The organism is Methanococcoides orientis (assembly GCF_021184045.1).
Lineage (GTDB): Archaea > Halobacteriota > Methanosarcinia > Methanosarcinales > Methanosarcinaceae > Methanococcoides > Methanococcoides orientis.
The window spans coordinates 869928-887875 of record NZ_CP073710.1 but is presented as its reverse complement, the minus strand read 5'-3'; the positions used below and the strand labels follow the sequence as shown (position 1 = coordinate 887875).

At 41.5% G+C, this 17948-nt stretch carries 20 protein-coding genes; 12 read left to right on the top strand and 8 right to left on the bottom strand.

Translation table 11 applies throughout. The features are described from left to right. Nucleotides 1-14: 14 nt before the first annotated feature. The 5 genes from J7W08_RS04415 (at nt 15) to J7W08_RS04395 (ending at nt 4409) form a co-directional block, all read left to right on the top strand. On the top strand, nt 15-455 hold the full coding sequence (locus tag J7W08_RS04415; RefSeq protein WP_233085426.1) for a pyridoxamine 5'-phosphate oxidase family protein: 441 nt from the start codon (nt 15-17) through the stop codon (nt 453-455). Next, a complete protein-coding gene (locus J7W08_RS04410; RefSeq protein ID WP_233085425.1) occupies nt 452-2590 on the top strand; it encodes a PEP/pyruvate-binding domain-containing protein in 2139 nt (712 codons plus the stop codon). The genes J7W08_RS04415 and J7W08_RS04410 overlap by 4 nt, the downstream gene beginning before the upstream one ends. A 228-nt stretch (nt 2591-2818) precedes the next feature. Then, the gene (locus J7W08_RS04405; RefSeq protein ID WP_233085424.1) at nt 2819-3724 is read left to right on the top strand and encodes a fasciclin domain-containing protein; all 906 of its coding nucleotides are present in this window, start codon (nt 2819-2821) and stop codon (nt 3722-3724) included. 75 nt (nt 3725-3799) lie between these two features. Next, nucleotides 3800-4066, top strand: a complete 267-nt coding sequence (locus J7W08_RS04400) for a DUF3303 domain-containing protein (RefSeq protein ID WP_048192986.1) — start codon at nt 3800-3802, stop codon at nt 4064-4066. 79 nt (nt 4067-4145) lie between these two features. Then, nucleotides 4146-4409 carry a DUF3303 domain-containing protein gene (locus J7W08_RS04395; protein WP_233085423.1) on the top strand — a complete coding sequence of 88 codons (264 nt, stop codon included), beginning with the start codon at nt 4146-4148 and terminating at the stop codon, nt 4407-4409. Between the two features lie 32 nt (nt 4410-4441). Here J7W08_RS04395 and J7W08_RS04390 read toward each other — a convergent pair whose 3' ends face one another. Continuing rightward, nucleotides 4442-5059 (bottom strand): hypothetical protein, encoded by a 618-nt coding sequence (locus J7W08_RS04390; protein ID WP_233085422.1) that lies wholly within the window; start codon nt 5057-5059, stop codon nt 4442-4444. A 95-nt stretch (nt 5060-5154) separates the two neighbouring features. Continuing rightward, complete coding sequence (locus J7W08_RS04385) at nt 5155-5544, bottom strand: hypothetical protein (RefSeq protein WP_135607288.1); 390 nt, start codon at nt 5542-5544, stop codon at nt 5155-5157. 218 nt (nt 5545-5762) lie between these two features. On the opposite strand from J7W08_RS04385, the gene J7W08_RS04380 reads away from it, so the two are divergent. Both J7W08_RS04380 and J7W08_RS04375 read left to right on the top strand, forming a co-directional pair. Beyond that, complete coding sequence (locus J7W08_RS04380) at nt 5763-6506, top strand: AzlC family ABC transporter permease (RefSeq protein WP_233085421.1); 744 nt, start codon at nt 5763-5765, stop codon at nt 6504-6506. Further along, the gene (locus tag J7W08_RS04375) at nt 6503-6850 is read left to right on the top strand and encodes a branched-chain amino acid transport AzlD family protein (RefSeq protein WP_233085420.1); all 348 of its coding nucleotides are present in this window, start codon (nt 6503-6505) and stop codon (nt 6848-6850) included. Before J7W08_RS04380 ends, J7W08_RS04375 begins: the two co-directional genes overlap by 4 nt. A 425-nt stretch (nt 6851-7275) precedes the next feature. On the opposite strand, the gene J7W08_RS04370 is transcribed toward J7W08_RS04375, so the two are convergent. The 3 genes from J7W08_RS04370 to J7W08_RS04360 all read right to left on the bottom strand — a co-directional run bounded on the left by J7W08_RS04370 (nt 7276) and on the right by J7W08_RS04360 (nt 10923). Then, nucleotides 7276-7653 (bottom strand): DUF5830 family protein, encoded by a 378-nt coding sequence (locus J7W08_RS04370; RefSeq protein ID WP_233085419.1) that lies wholly within the window; start codon nt 7651-7653, stop codon nt 7276-7278. Nucleotides 7654-7880: 227 nt separating this feature from the next. Beyond that, the gene (locus J7W08_RS04365; protein ID WP_233085418.1) at nt 7881-8819 is read right to left on the bottom strand and encodes a calcium/sodium antiporter; all 939 of its coding nucleotides are present in this window, start codon (nt 8817-8819) and stop codon (nt 7881-7883) included. 244 nt (nt 8820-9063) lie between these two features. After that, nucleotides 9064-10923: a S8 family serine peptidase gene (locus J7W08_RS04360; protein ID WP_233085417.1), complete on the bottom strand. Its 1860-nt coding sequence runs from the start codon at nt 10921-10923 to the stop codon at nt 9064-9066. 332 nt (nt 10924-11255) lie between these two features. Here J7W08_RS04360 and J7W08_RS04355 point away from each other — a divergent pair, with 332 nt between their 5' ends. After that, a complete protein-coding gene (locus J7W08_RS04355; protein WP_233085416.1) occupies nt 11256-12041 on the top strand; it encodes a DUF1638 domain-containing protein in 786 nt (261 codons plus the stop codon). A 61-nt stretch (nt 12042-12102) separates the two neighbouring features. Continuing rightward, entirely contained in the window at nt 12103-12300 is a 198-nt protein-coding gene (locus tag J7W08_RS04350) for a YwbE family protein (RefSeq protein WP_091690408.1), read from the top strand. A gap of 93 nt (nt 12301-12393) precedes the next feature. Here J7W08_RS04350 and J7W08_RS04345 read toward each other — a convergent pair whose 3' ends face one another. Together J7W08_RS04345 and J7W08_RS04340 are read right to left on the bottom strand one after the other, a co-directional pair. Continuing rightward, entirely contained in the window at nt 12394-13158 is a 765-nt protein-coding gene (locus tag J7W08_RS04345; protein WP_233085415.1) for a GTPase, read from the bottom strand. Between the two features lie 70 nt (nt 13159-13228). Further along, nucleotides 13229-14446 carry a glycosyltransferase family 2 protein gene (locus J7W08_RS04340; RefSeq protein WP_233085414.1) on the bottom strand — a complete coding sequence of 406 codons (1218 nt, stop codon included), beginning with the start codon at nt 14444-14446 and terminating at the stop codon, nt 13229-13231. A gap of 238 nt (nt 14447-14684) precedes the next feature. Between J7W08_RS04340 and J7W08_RS04335 the strand changes: the two genes are divergently transcribed. Beyond that, nucleotides 14685-15116, top strand: a complete 432-nt coding sequence (locus J7W08_RS04335; RefSeq protein WP_233085413.1) for a DUF61 family protein — start codon at nt 14685-14687, stop codon at nt 15114-15116. A gap of 179 nt (nt 15117-15295) precedes the next feature. Beyond that, the gene (thrC, locus tag J7W08_RS04330) at nt 15296-16639 is read left to right on the top strand and encodes a threonine synthase (protein ID WP_233085412.1); all 1344 of its coding nucleotides are present in this window, start codon (nt 15296-15298) and stop codon (nt 16637-16639) included. A gap of 54 nt (nt 16640-16693) precedes the next feature. On the opposite strand, the gene J7W08_RS04325 is transcribed toward thrC, so the two are convergent. Next, nucleotides 16694-16858: a hypothetical protein gene (locus tag J7W08_RS04325; RefSeq protein ID WP_233085411.1), complete on the bottom strand. Its 165-nt coding sequence runs from the start codon at nt 16856-16858 to the stop codon at nt 16694-16696. A gap of 124 nt (nt 16859-16982) precedes the next feature. Between J7W08_RS04325 and J7W08_RS04320 the strand changes: the two genes are divergently transcribed. Continuing rightward, entirely contained in the window at nt 16983-17915 is a 933-nt protein-coding gene (locus J7W08_RS04320) for a nucleoside recognition domain-containing protein (RefSeq protein ID WP_233085410.1), read from the top strand. Nucleotides 17916-17948: the final 33 nt, after the last annotated feature.

Sequence of the window (17948 nt, the reverse complement as noted above, 5' to 3'; positions counted from 1 at the left end):
AGGTTGGTGGTTAAATGACTGTAAATACGCCTGAAGAGGCCTTAATAGATATCTTAAAAGGGCAGAGTCTTGCAGTTCTTGCTACTGAAAAAGAAGGAAGGCCGTATACAAATCTTATAGCGTTTGCTGCCACCGAAGACCTCAAGAACATACTTTTTGTAACTCCCAGGTTTACAAGAAAATATTCCAACATACAAGGTTCAAGCTATGCATCAATTATGGTGGATAACAGGTCGAATACGGTTTCGGATTTTAAGGATGCAACTGTTGTTAATGCAATGGGAATTGTAAAAGAAGTAGATAAAGTTCCTGTTTTTTCTGATCTCTATCTTTCAAAACAACCACATTTAGAAAAGTTCCTTAAGGCCCCCACATCTGCATTGATGATGATGGAAGTTGAAAAATACATTATTGCAACGAGTTTCCAGAATGTTGTGGAGATGGAGTTGAAATGAGCGATCTTATCATCCCGATGGAAAGTATCAGCGAGGAAGATAAAGAAAATGTTGGTGGGAAAGCTTATTCTTTATCAAGGCTCAGGGAAAAAGGATTCAATGTTCCAAAATATTTTTCGGTAACAGCCGATGCATATAGAAAGTTTTTAAAAGACAGTGGACTTGAAGGTCAGATCTTACTTGAGATTGCCAGAAAAGATTTCGGCAAGATGAGGTGGGAGGAGATGTGGGACACATCCTTGCGTCTTAAAAATCTGTTTTTGAATTCATCCATTCCTGAAGACATCGAAAATGTGATCAGGTCAGAAATTAAAAAGAATTACGAAAAAGTGCCGGTCGTTGTAAGATCATCAGCACCGGGTGAAGATTCATCAAATACTTCTTTTGCAGGCATCCATGAGTCTTATGTGAATGTCAGGGGTGTTGATCCAATACTTGAACATGTTAAGCTTGTATGGGCATCTCTATGGTCAGATGCTGCAATTCTTTATCGTGAGGAGTTAGGTCTTGACATAAAGGAAAGTTCAATGGCAGTCCTAGTTCAGGAACTCGTTGAAGGGCAAAGGTCCGGAATAGTTTTTAGCAAAGATCCAAATAATGAAAGCCATCTGGTCATAGAATCAGTTTATGGTCTTAATGAGGGTCTTGTTAGTGGTGATATTGAACCTGACAGGTGGATACTGGACAGGGAAACTGGTGCAATTATCCAGCATGTCGTCGCTTCCGACAGGGAAAAAAGTGTCAGGTTAAAAGAAGGCGGAACTTTTATCGAAGAACTGTCGTCTACTTTTTCAGATAAGGAACCGCTAAGTGAGGATGATATAAGCAGGATCTATGAGATGGCAATGCTCTCAGAAAAAGTGTTCGATTCTCCTCAGGATATGGAATGGACAATTCGGGATGATGAAATATTCCTCCTGCAGTCAAGGCCAATTACAACCCTTGAAGATAAGGAAAAGAGCTGGTATATTTCTTTAAAAAGGACCTTTGATAACCTGAAAGCTCTGCGTATTAAAATAGAGGAAATATTGATCCCGGAAATGATCTCTGATTCCGGATCAATGTCGCAGGTAGATCTTCAGAGCCTGAATGATATTGAACTTGCGGAGGTGATCGTTTCCCGAAGAAGTACATTCGAGAAGTGGGATTCAATATACACAAAAGAATTCATTCCTTTTGCTCATGGTATGAGGTTGTTCGCAGATGTGTATAATGAAAAGATGAAACCTTCAGATCCCTATGAGTTTATGGACCTTCTGTCAAATTCGGATCTTTTAAGTATGCGTAGGAACAGGAAGCTCAACTTACTTGCAGGAATGCTTCGAAATGATGATTCGCTGAGGAAAAATGTTGAGTCCAGAAATGTCGAGGGGGATTTTGGAAAGCATTTTGATGAATTCATGGAACTTTTTGGTCGATCATCTTATGTCGAGGACAAAATCCAGATGATGAAACTAATACTGGAATTATCTTCACATCCGGAGAATGAGATCATAAGTCCGAAAGATCCAAAAGAATTAATAGAGAATTTCCTTGCTATTTTCGATAGGAAAGAAAAAAAATATGCTTCTGAGTTGCTTGATATTGGTCGAGCAAGTTACAAACTCCGTGATGATGACAATATCTATCTTGGAAGAATTGAAGGACATTATATGGATTCAATTAAGGAAGGAAAAAGCAGACTTTCAAAAAGAGGAATTGACCAGAACATAACTGATGATGATGTCATAAAGGCGTTAAATGAAAAAAATTACATTCCAAAAGCACAAGTCATTACCAGGGATCTTAGTCATCCAGGTAATGTCAGGATAAGGCAGATCCAGGGGCAACCAGCCAGTAAAGGTATTGTTACAGGCATAGCAAGAGTTATAGAAACAAAGGATGATCTTTTTGCTGTAAGATCGGGTGAAATTCTGGTATGTGATGCGATCGATCCGAACATGACCTTTGTTGCGCCTCTTGTTTCCGGTATTATTGAGCGTAGAGGGGGCATGCTCATACATGGGGCGATAATTGCACGTGAGTATGGGATCCCTTGTGTAACAGGTATTCCGGATGCTATAGATATAATAAGTAACGGGGATGAAGTTACTGTTGATGGTTATCTGGGCATCATAGTTATACAAAGACAGTAAGATTTTTTAATGTTATTATTAGAAAATAAGTTATCTGCCAATTGCTTCCGAAATTCGTTCTTCACCGGAACATTTTGAAGCTATTTATTATAATCGCACACAGGAGACCCCTTACTTTCTTCAAATCAGTTTATGTATAATCTCTCAAAAATAGATTAAAAAGCTATATATAGTATAAATTACAAAGTCGACATGTAGAATTTATTTAGTGGCCAAGGGGGGCGACATGTGAAAATAAATAAAATCTTAGTAGCTTTGCTTTTAGCAACGATTGTATTAGTTTCTGGTTGTACTACCAGTGAACCTGAAGAGGAAGAAATGGACATTGTGGACACGGCAGTGGACGCTGGTTCATTTACAACTCTGGTCCAGGCTGTCCAGGCTGCCGGACTTGAAGATACATTGAGAGGCGATGGTCCTTTCACAGTATTCGCACCAACTGACGAAGCATTTGCAGCATTACCTGAAGGAACTCTTGATGCATTACTTGCAGACGAAGAGGCTCTTGCAGCTGTGTTGACATATCATGTGGTTGCAGGTGAGGTCATGGCAGCAGACGTTGCAGGTCTGGAATCTGCAGAAACTGTCCAGGGTGAATCAGTTACTTTCGATACCATGGATGGTGTAAAAGTAAACGATGCAAATGTTGTCCAGGCAGACATCATGGCCAGCAATGGTGTGATCCATGTTATCGACAAGGTCATTCTTCCACCTTCAATGATGGAAGAGGAAGAAATGGACATCGTTGATACTGCAATAGAAGCAGGATCATTTACAACACTTGTGCAGGCTGTCCAGGCTGCCGGTCTTGAGGAGACACTGAGAAGTGAAGGTCCTTTCACTGTATTTGCACCAACAGATGAAGCATTTGCAGCATTACCTGAAGGAACTCTTGATGCATTACTTGCAGATGAAGAGGCTCTTGCAGGTGTACTTACCTACCACGTGGTTGCAGGTGAATATATGGCAGCAGATGTTGTAACAATGGATTCAGCTGAAACTGTACAGGGAAGTGAAATTACCTTCACTGTAACAGACGATGGTGTAATGGTCAATGATGCAACTGTTGTCATTACAGACATTGAAGCAAGTAATGGGGTCATACACGTCATTGACGCAGTACTGATACCATAATATCTACCATGAGATTCTTTTGAATCTTATTTTTTTATATGATATGAATTTAAAACTAAAAGTGGAGAAATGAATATGTTATACATGGAAATAAGCACCTGGGAACCAGAGAATCGTGATAAGATACTTGAACACTTCAAAGAACTGAAGATGCCTGCCGGAGTAACAGTCCACAATCAATGGGTTGATCTAACAGGATCTCGATATTTCATCTTATATGAGTGTGATGATGCAGAAGCGTTTGCAGCATTTAATCTTCCATGGTCGGATGTGTGTTACATTGACACGGTTCCTGTAATGAAATCAACCGAATTCATATCATTAATGAGCAAAAAGAGCTGATATCAGAGATTATTGAAAATAAATAATTTGAAGACAATGCAGAAAGACAAGTGTTAAATTCAAAATGGGGGAGAAGAATATGTTATATATGGAAATTAGTTCATGGGAACCACAGAACCGTGATAAGATACTTGAGCACTTTAAAGAGATCAAGGTGCCTGCAGGAATAACTATCGTCAATCAGTGGGTCGATCTGACAGGGTCCAGGTATTTTATCCTGTATGAGTGTGACGATGCAGAGGCTTTTGCAGCATTCAACCTTCCATGGTCGGATATATGCTACATTGAGAGTGTTCCTGTGATGGAATCAACCAAGTTCATGTCTCTCATGAGCAAAAAATAATTGAAACCAAAAATAGTAAAATCCTCTGTTTTTCAGAGGATTATCTTTATTTCTTTTTTTTCTTGGCCTAAAAACAAGTCGACAGTTCCATTTGGGAATGGTTTTGTTGAGTATTCGCAAATAAAATCGCCTTTGCTATCTGAAACAATTGTTTGGGAAGCTTTAACGTTTAATAGAACGGTCTCAACATCTTCATTAGTTTCACCTTTTATGGTTATGTCATAGTTTCCTGTAGGAACATTTTTATCAACATATGTTGCCTTTCCATTTTCAGCGTCTCTATGCTGCTTAAAAGGTATCAACATTTGAACTGCGAATGTCATATTTTTTACAGTTTGAGCTACAACCTGAAACTCGTTCGGGATCGAAGTTATTGCTACATCATCAAACCTGTGCTCATATTTTTGATCTTTTACAGGAATTTGAATCTCAAAATTGACATTCATTTTTATGCTTCTTTCAGGTTTCGTTCGACCTGAAATTATCAAATTATCTCCTTTCTTCAATTGAAGAGCAGATACTTCCCATTCGATCTGATCTTCATCAGATACTTCAGGAACAGGACTGTAGAACAATGAATCTATTTTTTTGATAATTCCAAGGAACAGGTTATAATTTTCTTTGATCGTGACAATTCCCCCGATGATCAAAGACGATCCTCCTTTGAGTCTCAGGAGTACCGTCCTTAGAATTACATCTGCTGACAGAAAGAACTGCAACAGATCCAATTCTTGATATTATGATTTCAGCTTATGTATCCGAAGGATATCAGGTACACAGCAATTCCAAGAAGCAATGTTATTGCCCAGCATCCAGTTGCAATATCCATGTGAACTTTCTTTTTGAATCTCCATCTGTTGGTAACGAAAAGTATTATGAAAAGTATAACAATTGACCCCAGAAGCCTGTGCAGGATCAGAACGATGCCATAGGATGCCAGTTGAAAACCCTGACTGATCGAATAGAACATGAACAGGATAGTAGGGATAATTGTGTAAACAGCAAGTGATGCTCCTCTTGCATGTTTATCTATGCCCTCTGTCTTCTGCTTGATCGCATATATTAGCATTAGAAATGCTAGTACCTGTAAGAAAAGTGAAAGGTTAGATAAAGTTCTAAATACATCTGGTTCCACTAAATTCCCCCATTTAGTTATACAAATAAATTGAATTGTATACTATTTAGTTTTATTGAGAAGTTATCATTCTGAGGACTAATTTTATTCTTCATTTTCATCTTCATAGTCTAATTTAATAAAACATAAATACAATCAATTCTTTTCTTGCACTTTATTTCCCACTTCGGAAAGTAAATAGCTAATCTATCCTTAAATTCAAAAGGTGTACAAGAATCATGAGCCAGCAGAGTGAAAGCCTCTTCACAAGCGCCCTCAAGACAACGCTACCGGTCTTCCTGGGATATATCCCATTAGGTATGGCCTTTGGCTTCCTTCTCGAAGGAGCCGGCTACCACTGGATATATGCACCCTTGATGAGCATATTCATCTATGCAGGTGCAGGGCAGTTCATTGCAGTTGCATTGCTGGCAGCCGGTGCAGGACTCACTGAATTTGCTATAACAACGCTGCTGATCAATCTACGGCATTCCTTCTACGGCCTGTCTTTGCTGGAAAAGTTCTCAGGTGTCGGAAAGATCAAAGCTTACCTCATCTTCGCACTTACTGATGAGACCTATGCTCTTCTTACAACCACCAAAGCCCCGGACGAAGGATCAAAGGGAAAGTTCTACTTTTACATAACTGTACTTGACCACTCATACTGGATCCTGGGTTCGGTCCTTGGAGCTGTACTTGGCTCAGTACTTGATCTCCGCCTGGAAGGAATGACCTTTGTGCTTACTGCACTGTTCGTGGTTCTGACGATCGAGCAATACCATGCTTCAAGGTCCCGTTTCCCGTTCATGGCAGCCATGGGTGCAGGTGTCATTTCACTGTTGCTCTTCAGCCCTGACAACATGTTGCTGTTCTCAATTTTCATCGGCACCCTCATCCTGATAGCACATGAAAGGTTCGTCCAGAACGACCTTGAGGTCAGAAATATTGCAGAACAGGACCCTGATCAGGAGAAGATCCCATGATGGAAGATCCGGCACATTTTCTGGTCGTTACAGCAGTAGTAGCAGTGGCAACCTTCGCGACAAGGGCTATTCCTTTTGTATTCTTTAATGCTCGAGCTCCCCCGCAGATCCTCTCCACCATTGAGAAGAACCTACCTCCGATGATCCTCCTACTGCTCGTGATCTACTGCCTGAAGGATGTACAGTGGCTTTATGCTCCATACGGAGTCCCGGAGATATTCACAATAGCAGCTGTCATGGGCCTGCACTTGTGGAAACGCAATGCAATGCTCAGCATTTTTGCAGGAACGGGTCTGTATATGCTGCTGGTGCAGTTGGATGTTTTTTCAATTATATTTGGATAATGATAGAATTGATATGAAAACAGAATGGAGCCCAAGCTCCGTAAAGATCATATCATGGATCACTGAAGGTCCAGCAACAAAACAAAATGAGTTGAACAAGAAGTGTGGAAGTCATAGATCTGAAATACCACCTTTTAGCGGTATTTCAGCCCCACGTAATTTCCCCAAACTCGCTTTTTAACATACAACTCCCACACCCATGTAGTATATTGGTTTCTGAGTTAAAGCTAGTTTCGGTGGGGGGTGTTGGATAAGTCCATAATCTCTATTTTTTTCTTGAAATTCAAAAGCAAAATAATAGCATGTAGTTGCAGAGTACAACTTTTGGTGGGATACAAAGGATTTTTGGTGGCTGGTTACTGATGATTGTGATATCCACATAAAAGGGTTGTTTAGATCGGGTGAAATATATATAAAAACCACTTTCATTCAAACAAATAGTCCAGATAGAGCTTCCTGACACATTTGGAACCGTATGGACCAATCAAACCGGACTTTAATTCGATGTAGTGGCTTTCCTTCATACTCCTGCCACAACACCTACAGTTGTTGACCTCTTCTGATCGTATAATTTTAGGTTTAAAAAATTCCAGATCGTTTTCCTCATAAGTGAAGTGGCACATGCCATCTTTATCAGTTATGATACCTTCCTTTCTGGCGGCTGACATTATCTGATCGATGATCTCAAAACGTTTGGTCACTGTTTTACGCAGTAGCTCTCTGATCTCAAGTGGAGACAATTCTGTTGCATCCATTGCTACGATATAGTCCAGTCCTTTTTGGATAGTCTTTGGATGTTTCATTTTATCCCTTTATTATCACGAGCTTTAGGTCCATATGCACATTATTTAATGAGATCCGGATTCCTGAATTATGTTTAAGATCAATGAATCTAACTTTTTCAATGTATAAAATATCTAAAATAATTCAGATGCATTTAATAAGAGTGTGCAAAATATAAAATTATCTACTTATTTCTTCAAGATACGAATAATACTAAAAAGAGAAATTTTGACTTCAGATCTTATGCTCATAGACTGTAGATCTTCACGCTGATATAAAGCACATAAAGCAATATCAACACAAACGCCTCATTCTTCTTCAATTGCATATGCCTTCTGAAGAACAACAGTACAAGCAATGAGACGAAGAACAAGGCTGGAATGTCAAATCTTACCAGAGCTTCACTTACGGTAAAGCTGCTTATCAGACTGCCTACTCCAAGGGTGAACAGTATGTCGAATATATTGCTTCCGATCAGGTTGAATACGGACAGGTTTACAGCTCTTTTCCGGATACTGCTCCATGAGAGTGCAAGTTCCGGCAATGAGGTTCCCAGTCCGATGAGTACTATCCCGATGAAGGATTGTGAGATCCCCCACATATCTGCCAGGTATAGTGCGTTGTTCAGAACTGCATAGGACGATAGTATGAGGATGGCAAAACCGGCACTAATGGAAAGGATCGTCCGTGTAAAGTATAATGGTGGAGCACTCTTGAATTTCTGGTGGACCTCTTCTTCTCTGTATAGCAAAAAGAAATAGACCGCATAAGCCGCGAGGAAGATCAGGCCGTCTGTCCGGCTAAGTGTACCATCCAGACCGGTCAGGAATAGGAGGGCAACAGAGATCAGCATCATTACTCCGTCCCGGGAAAGTTCGCGTTTTGTTAAGGTCAGAGCCCCGAACATGCCAACAATGCCCATAGTGATGCCGATCTGACCAAAGCAGGAACCTATGGAATCACCAATAATAAGTCCTGATGTTTCGGTTCCCATTGATCGCTGGATGGAACCGGTAACACTAATGACAAGCTCCGGCAGGTTTGTTCCCAGAGTTAGTAGTGTAAGGCCGATAAATGCATGTGAGATCTTGTAGTGTTCGGCGATTGCCAGGGCTGCTTTGATGATAAGTTCAGCTCCTAACATCAGGCCTGCAAGTCCTATCAGTAGAATTAAGAGTTCATACATTTTAGCGAGTTCCCTACGATGTGCTCAAATGTGATTCTGTTTGGTCTATAATTAGTGTTTTCTTTATATTGTTATTGTAGTTCAATGCATAAAAGCTTCCTTTTTTCGAAAATGAAAGAAGCTTGTATTACTTGTTTTCTTGATCATATTTTACAGGATTAATTACTGTGAATGAAAAATGATGAAATAAAAAAGAGTTGGTCTCAATTTGAGACCATGAATTTTGTTTTACTTAGGGACTGCTTTATTGAGGATAGATTGTTGACAAAGTTGAGTCATCGACAGTAAATGTGAACGTCAATTCTCCCTTTTTGTACTTTACCTCGTCGGAATAGAAAGTCAATGTTCCCGATCCGTCGGTGAGGCCGGAATCAATATCTGTAGTAGCACCAGTCCAGTAACCGGATACCATACTGCCTGCCAGATCGGGCTGTACACTCACAACTGCCTTTGCAGAAACAAACGTGTTTTTACCTGCTGTTCTTGTTATGGGGTCTACACTAATAATGGATATTCCAGTTTCTGGAGGTTCTGTAGCAGTGGTTACAGTGACTGTAGTGCTGTCTGTACCTGCTGCATCATTATTATCGGTTACTGTAAGGTTTACTGTGAAAGTTCCAGCTGAACCATAAACATTTGTTGGATTTTCCGAATTGCTGGTATTTCCGTCTCCAAATTCCCAGTAATAGAAGTCAATGGTTCCATCAGGGTCGGTAGAACCTGAACTGGAGAACTGTATTTGAGTCCCTACAACACCACTATATGGACCATTTATAGAAGCAGTTGGGGCTAAGTTCTCTGCAGGTACGCTATTCAGAGAGTCCAGTGCAGCCTTTGCATCAATAAGACCATAGCCATAGGCTGTGTCCCAGCCGCTTTTTCCAAGATCCATTGCAGTTGATTCAAGTGCAGTTCTAACTTCATCGTTGGAAGCACCCTGAGATATCAATAAAGCTGCAACACCTGAGACATGTGGTGTTGCCATGGAAGTGCCCTGGAAGAAGTAGTAACTAAATATCTGGGTACTTGGGTCAAAAGTGTTCTGAAGTATGCCGTCTCCATATCCATCATTGTTCAGGTCCTGTCCTGTATTACCACCAGGTGCTACTACATCAAGTCCCGGCCCATAATTCGAATATGGTGCTAAGTTTCCATCATAACCGGTTGCTCCGACTGCAATACATTTCTCGTAAGCAGCAGGATAGCTAACGAAACGTGTTCCGTCATTACCTGCAGCAGCTACAATGGTAACACCCTGTTTGTCTGCATATTCAAGTGCATTGTCTAAGGCCACACCAGGGTAATACCTAGGTGGGTAACCAAGACTCATGCTTATAACATCTGCACCATTATCGGTTGCAAAGTATATTCCATCCACCAACTGAGCAAGGTTTCCACTTCCGTCAGCACCAAGCACTTTTACGGGCATGATGGAGCAATCATATGCAACTCCTGCTACCCCAATTCCATTGTTGGTGCTCTGTGCAATGGTTCCTGCAACGTGGGTCCCATGGGACTGATCATCGTCCGGATCATTATCTCCATTGATGAAATCGTATCCAGAAACGAAGTTTGTATCTGCAAGGTCAGGAGCATTTTGGGCAACTCCGGTATCAAGTACAGCTACAATAACACCTTCCCCTGTAGTAATTTCCCATGCAGGTTCAACATTGATACCATAATCACTATGTAAATTCCACTGGTAGTGGTAATATGGATCATTCACAGCAAAAGCAGTCATAATAGCATTTGGAACAGCATATTCCACATTTGGATTCTTACTGTACATCTCGGCCATCTTCTGGGCATTCCTGTTCTCAGGTATCTTCAGAACCTTAAAACCGGCATACTGACTTGTGTACTTTACTTTAGCCCCGTTTCTGGCATTTATGTTTGCGATCTTTTCTTCTGAAACACCGGGACTGAACTTGACAATGATCTCGTCATGTACGTATAGTTCATTATCTGGCATTTCTACGGTCAGTTCATCATAAATATCATATTGAGCATTGATCGATGGAGCGAATGCAGAGACTGGAATTACCATCCCTGTGACCAGCAAACAAACGGTCAATACAGTAAGTTTCCAATTTTGTAAATCCATTGTACTACCTCTTATTGATTTTACCACAAATTATCCTGATACTTAATTATTAGTTTTAATATAATATACGTTTTGGGTTTTTGCTAAAAATAATTATAACCTAATTCTTATGATGATAGCAATCAATTCTGCATTTTTATTTTCTATGATATTTTTTCAAAGCACGTTTACTCAAATGTCCTTATGTTTGGTGACAGTTATTTCGTTCCTGTGATCGGATATATTGAATGCCTACATGGATGGACTTTTATAGGTACCAACTCCATTATTATTTACACTAAAAAACAGTCACATTTTCAAAAGATCAAAATCTTTTACCGGAGGGTTATAACATGCCATCACTATACCTTGTATCCTGTCGTATGTTCGAAGATGAACTCGTTAATATATTCGAGGGAGAGGACGAGAATACTCGTCTGCTACTGATCGAGAACGAAAATATTGAAGGAATTGAAAAGAAGCTGAATGAGGTTTCCCTGGACTACGAAAAAATATCTATTGAGGATGTAGATTCAAAGCTTGATCCGACCGACAAATTCGTGGTTGTCCTGCATCTTCTGGAGTTCGCGCTGGATGCTGATCCTGATCTTCTCAAGGAAAAGGTATACATGACCATCGAGGAAAATGGAGAACGATTTGACGGTGTGCTGGTATTTTACGGTCTTTGTGGCAATGTGCTTGGAACCATCGAATCTGATTTTGCACACCTCGGAATCCCGGTTCGGATCCTTAAAGATGCTGAAGGTAACATCGTGGATGATTGTATCTGTGCTGCATTCGGTAACAGGAGTGCTTATGTTGAAGCCATGTCCGGTGAAGAAAGAGGTACAGGCACATACTTCTTAACCCCCATGCAGGCAGCCAACTGGAAAGAAATGCTTGTTCTTGCAAAATTAACTCCTGATCCGGATAATATCGAAATGACAAAAATGGTATTTGATTACTCTGGTTACAAAAATGTCGGAAAGGTGGATACCGGCCTGTGCTACGAAAAGAAGTTTGATGAAACGGTTGATGACTTTGCATCTCGATTCGATTTTGAAAAGAAGTTATTTGAAGGATCCACAAAAGTAGCAGATCAATGCTATCATTCTATCAAGAAAGAGATCATTGGCTGATTACTGCATGAAGTTCTTTTAAATAATACCTGTTTATAGCTTTAGGGACTTTTATTCCATCATGAGTGAAGGTAATACCAGAGCAAATATCAAAATTGGAGCAAAAGTAGGGATCGTCTTAAAGAAAGATCAACGATCCGGCAAAATAACTCACGGAATTGTCAAGAGAATTCTAACTAAATCTTCTTCACATCCCCATGGGATAAAGGTTCAGCTGGAGGATGGTCAGGTTGGGAGAGTAAAAGAGATACTTTCATAAAGACTATAACATACCCCGGTTATTATAAAAATCCATTAAAGCCGGGACGGCTATGTCCGCAGGCTTTAGCGGATGATAGCAGATTTAAAGAATTCAGATCAACAGTTTCCCCTGTTGCCAGTCATTAATGATCCTTACAGCAGCCCTTATCTCATCGATCTCGCCTTTTTTCTTAAGGTAATTTAATTTTAACCCTATGAGCTCAAGAATCTCGTAAACATTCTCGTTCCCGATCTCGACCTTATAGAATTCCTCAAGAGCAGGCTTGTTCTTTTCACATGCATTCTCGATGATCTTCATGGCCACTCCCTCAAGATCGCTCAGATGTGTGGCATCTTTTACTCCAAGAAGGCCCTGCCTGTACTCGTCATTCTCGTCAAAAGGTATGACTCCTGGAGTGTCAATAAAAACAATGCGTGAGCCAGCTTTTACAAGCTGTACCCCTTTAGTGTGTCCGGATATGGATGATGTGCTGGTCTTTCCTTTCCCTACCACTCCGTTGATCACCGAGGATTTCCCGGTGTTTGGATAACCAAGACATCCGATGAGGATCTCGCGTCCCTGTATGTCGGCAACTTCAAGGATCTTATGTCTCAGCATAGTGGTACCATACCTTTCCTTGCTGGAAACGAAGACCGTAGGTGCGATCTTTGAAAGGCGGGATTTGGATTTCTCAAGCGTTTCCTTTGAGACAAGGTCGCATTTGCTGAGCACTATTATCAATGGTTTGCGTGAACGTTTGACATTACGCTCTACCTCACTGTTCCGTGTCTCATCCGGGAATCGGGCGTCCACTACCTCGAGAAGGACATCGGCCTTTTTTATTACATCCTGTACCATCAACTTGTAGTTTGCCATCAACTCTTCTTACAACAAAGCCCTATAAGGATTTGTTGAGAGGTCTGTATACTTCCATCACATGATGTTCTTACAAAGTACCATTGATGATCGAATCCAGCCCATCTCTCTCATCTGCATACAGCATAAGTTCGCTCCATTTCTTTTGCAGCTGGCAAAGATGGTTGAAGGGATCAAGGTCGGGTATCGCATCGTCGAGTGAAAGCTCGATGTTCTTGAGGGCTTCCTCGCTTCCAACCGGATCGCCCTTATCAAGATACTCTTCCGAGAGCAGCCTGCAGGCATTTATGATCTTCTTTTCAAGATCGTCACCGAGGAAGCTTCCGGGGTAGCAGCCCATATCTTCTACAGACAATATTGTCATCCCATCGGTCTTTTTCTGGCTCATTAGCTTCGCTCGCTCATAGACAAACCTGTAAATATCTTCTCGCACCCGCTTCCATTTCGGGTGGGATTTAGCAGGTGGAAGGTGTTTGATGGCAAGTTCGTTATCAAGGAAGAAGGAATGGCCGAACATCCTGGCATTCATAAGATAATCAATATCTTCCCCTCGCGGGACCATGGGGTCGAATGGGACTTCCATGAACAGGTTCCGGTGGATGACCATATTTCCCCCAAATACGAAAGGAGTTTCCTTAAGCCGTGGGGATGTGCCTATTACCTGTTCAAAACCTTCATTCATACAGGCATTCTTGTTCCAGTATCTGGTCCAGGGGCTGTCAGGAGCACCAACAAGGTAATCCCCGTCTGGCTGGAGGTAGTAGCCGGCAATCGCATTGATAAGATTCCCTTCATGATGGTTTCCTATGAATTCCTTTGCCTTGGATATGAATTGCGGGTCTTCAAAGACCTCATCGTCATCGATCAGGAGTGCAACATCTGAGTTCATAATATGCGGGATAAAAAGGCACATGTTCCTGATGTTGGAATAACCTGTTAGTGAGAGTAGGTCACAATATTCATCCATACCACCGTTCTTCAGTTCCTCATGCAGTTTTTCCAGATTTGAAGGACCGAACATATGGACTTTGATATTACCATTTGAAGAGGACCTGATGATCTCTCTTACCTTCTGCTCCACCTGGTCGGTGATCTCTGCATTATTCGGAGCGACCAGAATTACCAGCTCGAAGTCCGTGTCTTCAAGTATGGCTGTACTTTCGATGGCTCGTCCAATTGTTCCCTCAGAATCCAGCGGAGTGGCATGATCATATACTGAATCACCTTCAAGCCATCCCACATTGCTTTCTCTTCCCCAGTAACTGGGAATAACCATTGTTAGTTTCAAATATCCATCTCCCCGATATCCACTTAGCGTGAACATTATCTCCAGTTCCTATATTCATAAGCCGATATGATATAATTACTTCCATTTTTACTCTGGGGATATTCATCCACTGTCAGTATTTTTGTCAGAGTGGCAAGCACTAGAAATTAATCTAAAGAACAGCATATAGAACTATAGTACTAATGACGAACATTAGTAGCTAACAACCGTTCTCAATAGCAATATCGAAGTGAGCGATATGTCAGGAGGGCTACCGGATTCGGATGATTCGGGTATCATGAGATGGATGAGATTGGAGGTGGGCAAGATCAACAAGGAGATCGTTGCTGAGAGAAAACCCCTTTCTCAGTTGCTTAAGGAGGAGACACCATCCTCAAAGACAAAGGGTGGTAATGAGCATTTATTCGATAAAAAAGTGCTAACTCTTCTTGAAGAGCAGCTACCAGTAGAGCTTCATGGAAAGCTTCGCCTCCCTATTCTTTTCTTTCTCGACAACCGTGTGGCAGACAGTAGTTTTCTTAATGATGAGACTGCTGCCAGATCCCTGCAGATCCTGGGGGAACTAAGCAAGTCCCGCAGTTTTAGTAAAGGAAGGCTCTGGGTGGGTAAGAGCATTGCATATTCTATCATGAGAAAGTATCCCACTGTAGTGCAGATCGTAATGGGATGAATTCAGTAATGCAATGACCTTAAGGAAGAAAAGCCCATAAATACACCCGGTATGTAATGCTTATATAGGATACATCGAATTAACGTTCAGAAAATAAACTTATCAATATCATCAATCCCCTGGATCAACGCGATAACGAACCAATACAACCAGCGGATCAAAACAAGAGTCCTGATAATATGAAACTCTACAGCACTAATCTCCAGGCAGAAGAAGTAAATTTTGAAACTGCGCTTATCACAGGTCTTGCTCCAGACAAAGGCCTTTACATGCCAAAGACACTTCCACATTTCTCAGAGGAAGAGCTTGTGGCCTTAAAGGATGAAGAGTATCCTGAGATAGCTTTCCAGCTGCTTAAAAAGATACTTGAAGGTGAGATCGATGAGGAATCCCTCAAGGCAATAACCTATGATGCTTACGACTATGATGTCCCTCTGGAAGAGGTAAATGAGAACACATACATAATGAGGCTTGACCGCGGTCCTACTGCATCTTTCAAGGACTTTGCAGCTCGTATGATGGCAAGACTCATGCAGTTCTATCTCAAGAAGGAGAACAAGGAACTGACCATACTTACAGCAACTTCCGGAGATACAGGAAGTGCAGTTGCTCATGCATTCTATGGTCTTGATAACATCAAGGTGATCGTGCTGTTCCCTGAGACAGAAGTTTCAGACCGCCAGAGAAAGCAGATGACAACCCTTAACGAGAACATCTCTGCACTGGCAATTGACGGAAAGTTCGATGACTGCCAGGCAATGGTGAAGCAGGCATTTGCAGACAGTGAGCTCAAACACCTGAACCTTTCATCAGCAAATTCCATTAACATAGGCCGTCTGGTCCCGCAAACTCTCTACTACTTCTATTCCTACCTGAAACTAAGGAATTACCCTGAGGAGATCATATTCTCCATACCATCAGGCAACTTCGGTAATATGATGGGCTGTGTGCTGGCAAAGAACATGGGCGTGCCAATCAAAAAGATAATCGCTTCTGTTAACGAGAACGATGAGGTCCCGGGTTTCCTTAATACCGGTGAATATGAGAAGATCGTCCCTTCAAAGAACTGCATCTCAAATGCAATGAACGTTGGTCACCCAAGCAATCTTGCCAGGCTCATCGCTATCTATGGCGGGGAAATGGATGAACAGGGCAATATCAACAAGCTTCCTGACATGGACAAATTGAACGGTGATATCTATTCAACATCTGTAACGGACGAGCAAACCAAAGCAGTGGTCAAGGAGTTCTTCGAGGAGTACGACATCTGCATTGAGCCTCACGGTGCTGTTGGTATTAAGGGTCTGATGGATTACAGGGCAAGCACCAATGACAACACGCTTGCAGTGACACTGGAAACTGCTCATCCTGCAAAATTCCCTGCAGAAGTAATGTCTGCTATCGGAATTGAACCTGAACCCCCTCAGAGCTTGAAAGAGATCGAGGGAAGAGAGGAGCACATGGAATTCCTGGATACGGATTATGAGAAGTTCAAGAGTTATCTGAAGGAAAGGCTTGAGTGAGGTCTTCCCTTTGATCATTTTTAATTTTATTTAATTAAACTCAATCAAAGTTTTTTAATTCCGTTTGAACAACAAATAAACAGCCAGTATCTCTATGATCGCAAGGTAAGGAACGAAAACCGATGTGTCTTTTTCATTAGTTCCAATATTAAGGGGTGCTTCCGCTATCCTTTCAATCGTTTCCTGTGACAGGAACGAACCGCTAGCACCAGGTATCACCCCATTATCATCACCAATTAATATTTCGTTGTTCTTTTAGTAGTCTTTCATTTTCCGCTTCAGTCTATACTTATTTCGTAAGAATACGAAAGACTCTTATCTGATATAGGGTATATGACCGCCAATGTGGATCGATGGATTATATGCAGCATTTGATTATCTCATCAAGGTGATCCCACCGATCGTTATCGGAACTCTGATAATGGATATCATGGTGGAGATGGGCTGGGTGAACAAGCTGGGCTTTATAGCATCCCCTCTCATGCGTTTTGGTCACCTGAGGGAAGAGATCGGCCTGAGCTTTCTCACATCTTTTGGTTCTTCAGCTGCCGGAAACTCAATGATCGCAAAACTGCATAATGATGATCACATCGATAGAAAAGAGACCATCATAGCGACAATGGTAAATTCATTCCCTTCAGGCATCGTACTCTCAAGGGATCTTCTGCCCGTGATGGTCATATTGCTTGGTACCACCGGTCTCATCTATCTGGGGATAGTGGTGCTCATAGGATTTCTGAAAACACTACTGGCACTAATAGCTGCACGTATTCTTCTAACACCCCGACCTTCGGGAAATATACACTGCAATACAGAAAAGATCAGTTTCCGGGAAGCTTCTGTGAAGTCCTTAAAAAGGTCCCATAGGTCCCTGACAAGGATCGTCCTGACCATGACCATTGTATCGATCGTAGTATTCCAGTTGATGGATACAGGTCTTTTTGACTGGGCAGCATCCATTATGAAAGATTCATTCATGATCCGATATGTGCCTGCTGAAGGCCTTCCCATAATCGCTGGCTGGTTTGCCAGCAATATTGCTGCATTTACCATAGCCGGCAATCTTTTGGATACCGGAATGCTTTCTTCCAAGGATGTGATCCTTGCACTTCTCATCGGAAGGATCCTGGCAGGTGTTGCAAGGATAAGAACCATGCTGCCTTATTATGTGGGAATATTCAGTCCAAACCTGGGTGTGAGGATAATGGTCGTATCTTTGGTCATGCAAAATGGTATCATGTTGGGGATAGTTGGTTTTATCTTTGTGTTATTCTAATGGAAACAACATATCCTGACAACACAAAAAAAT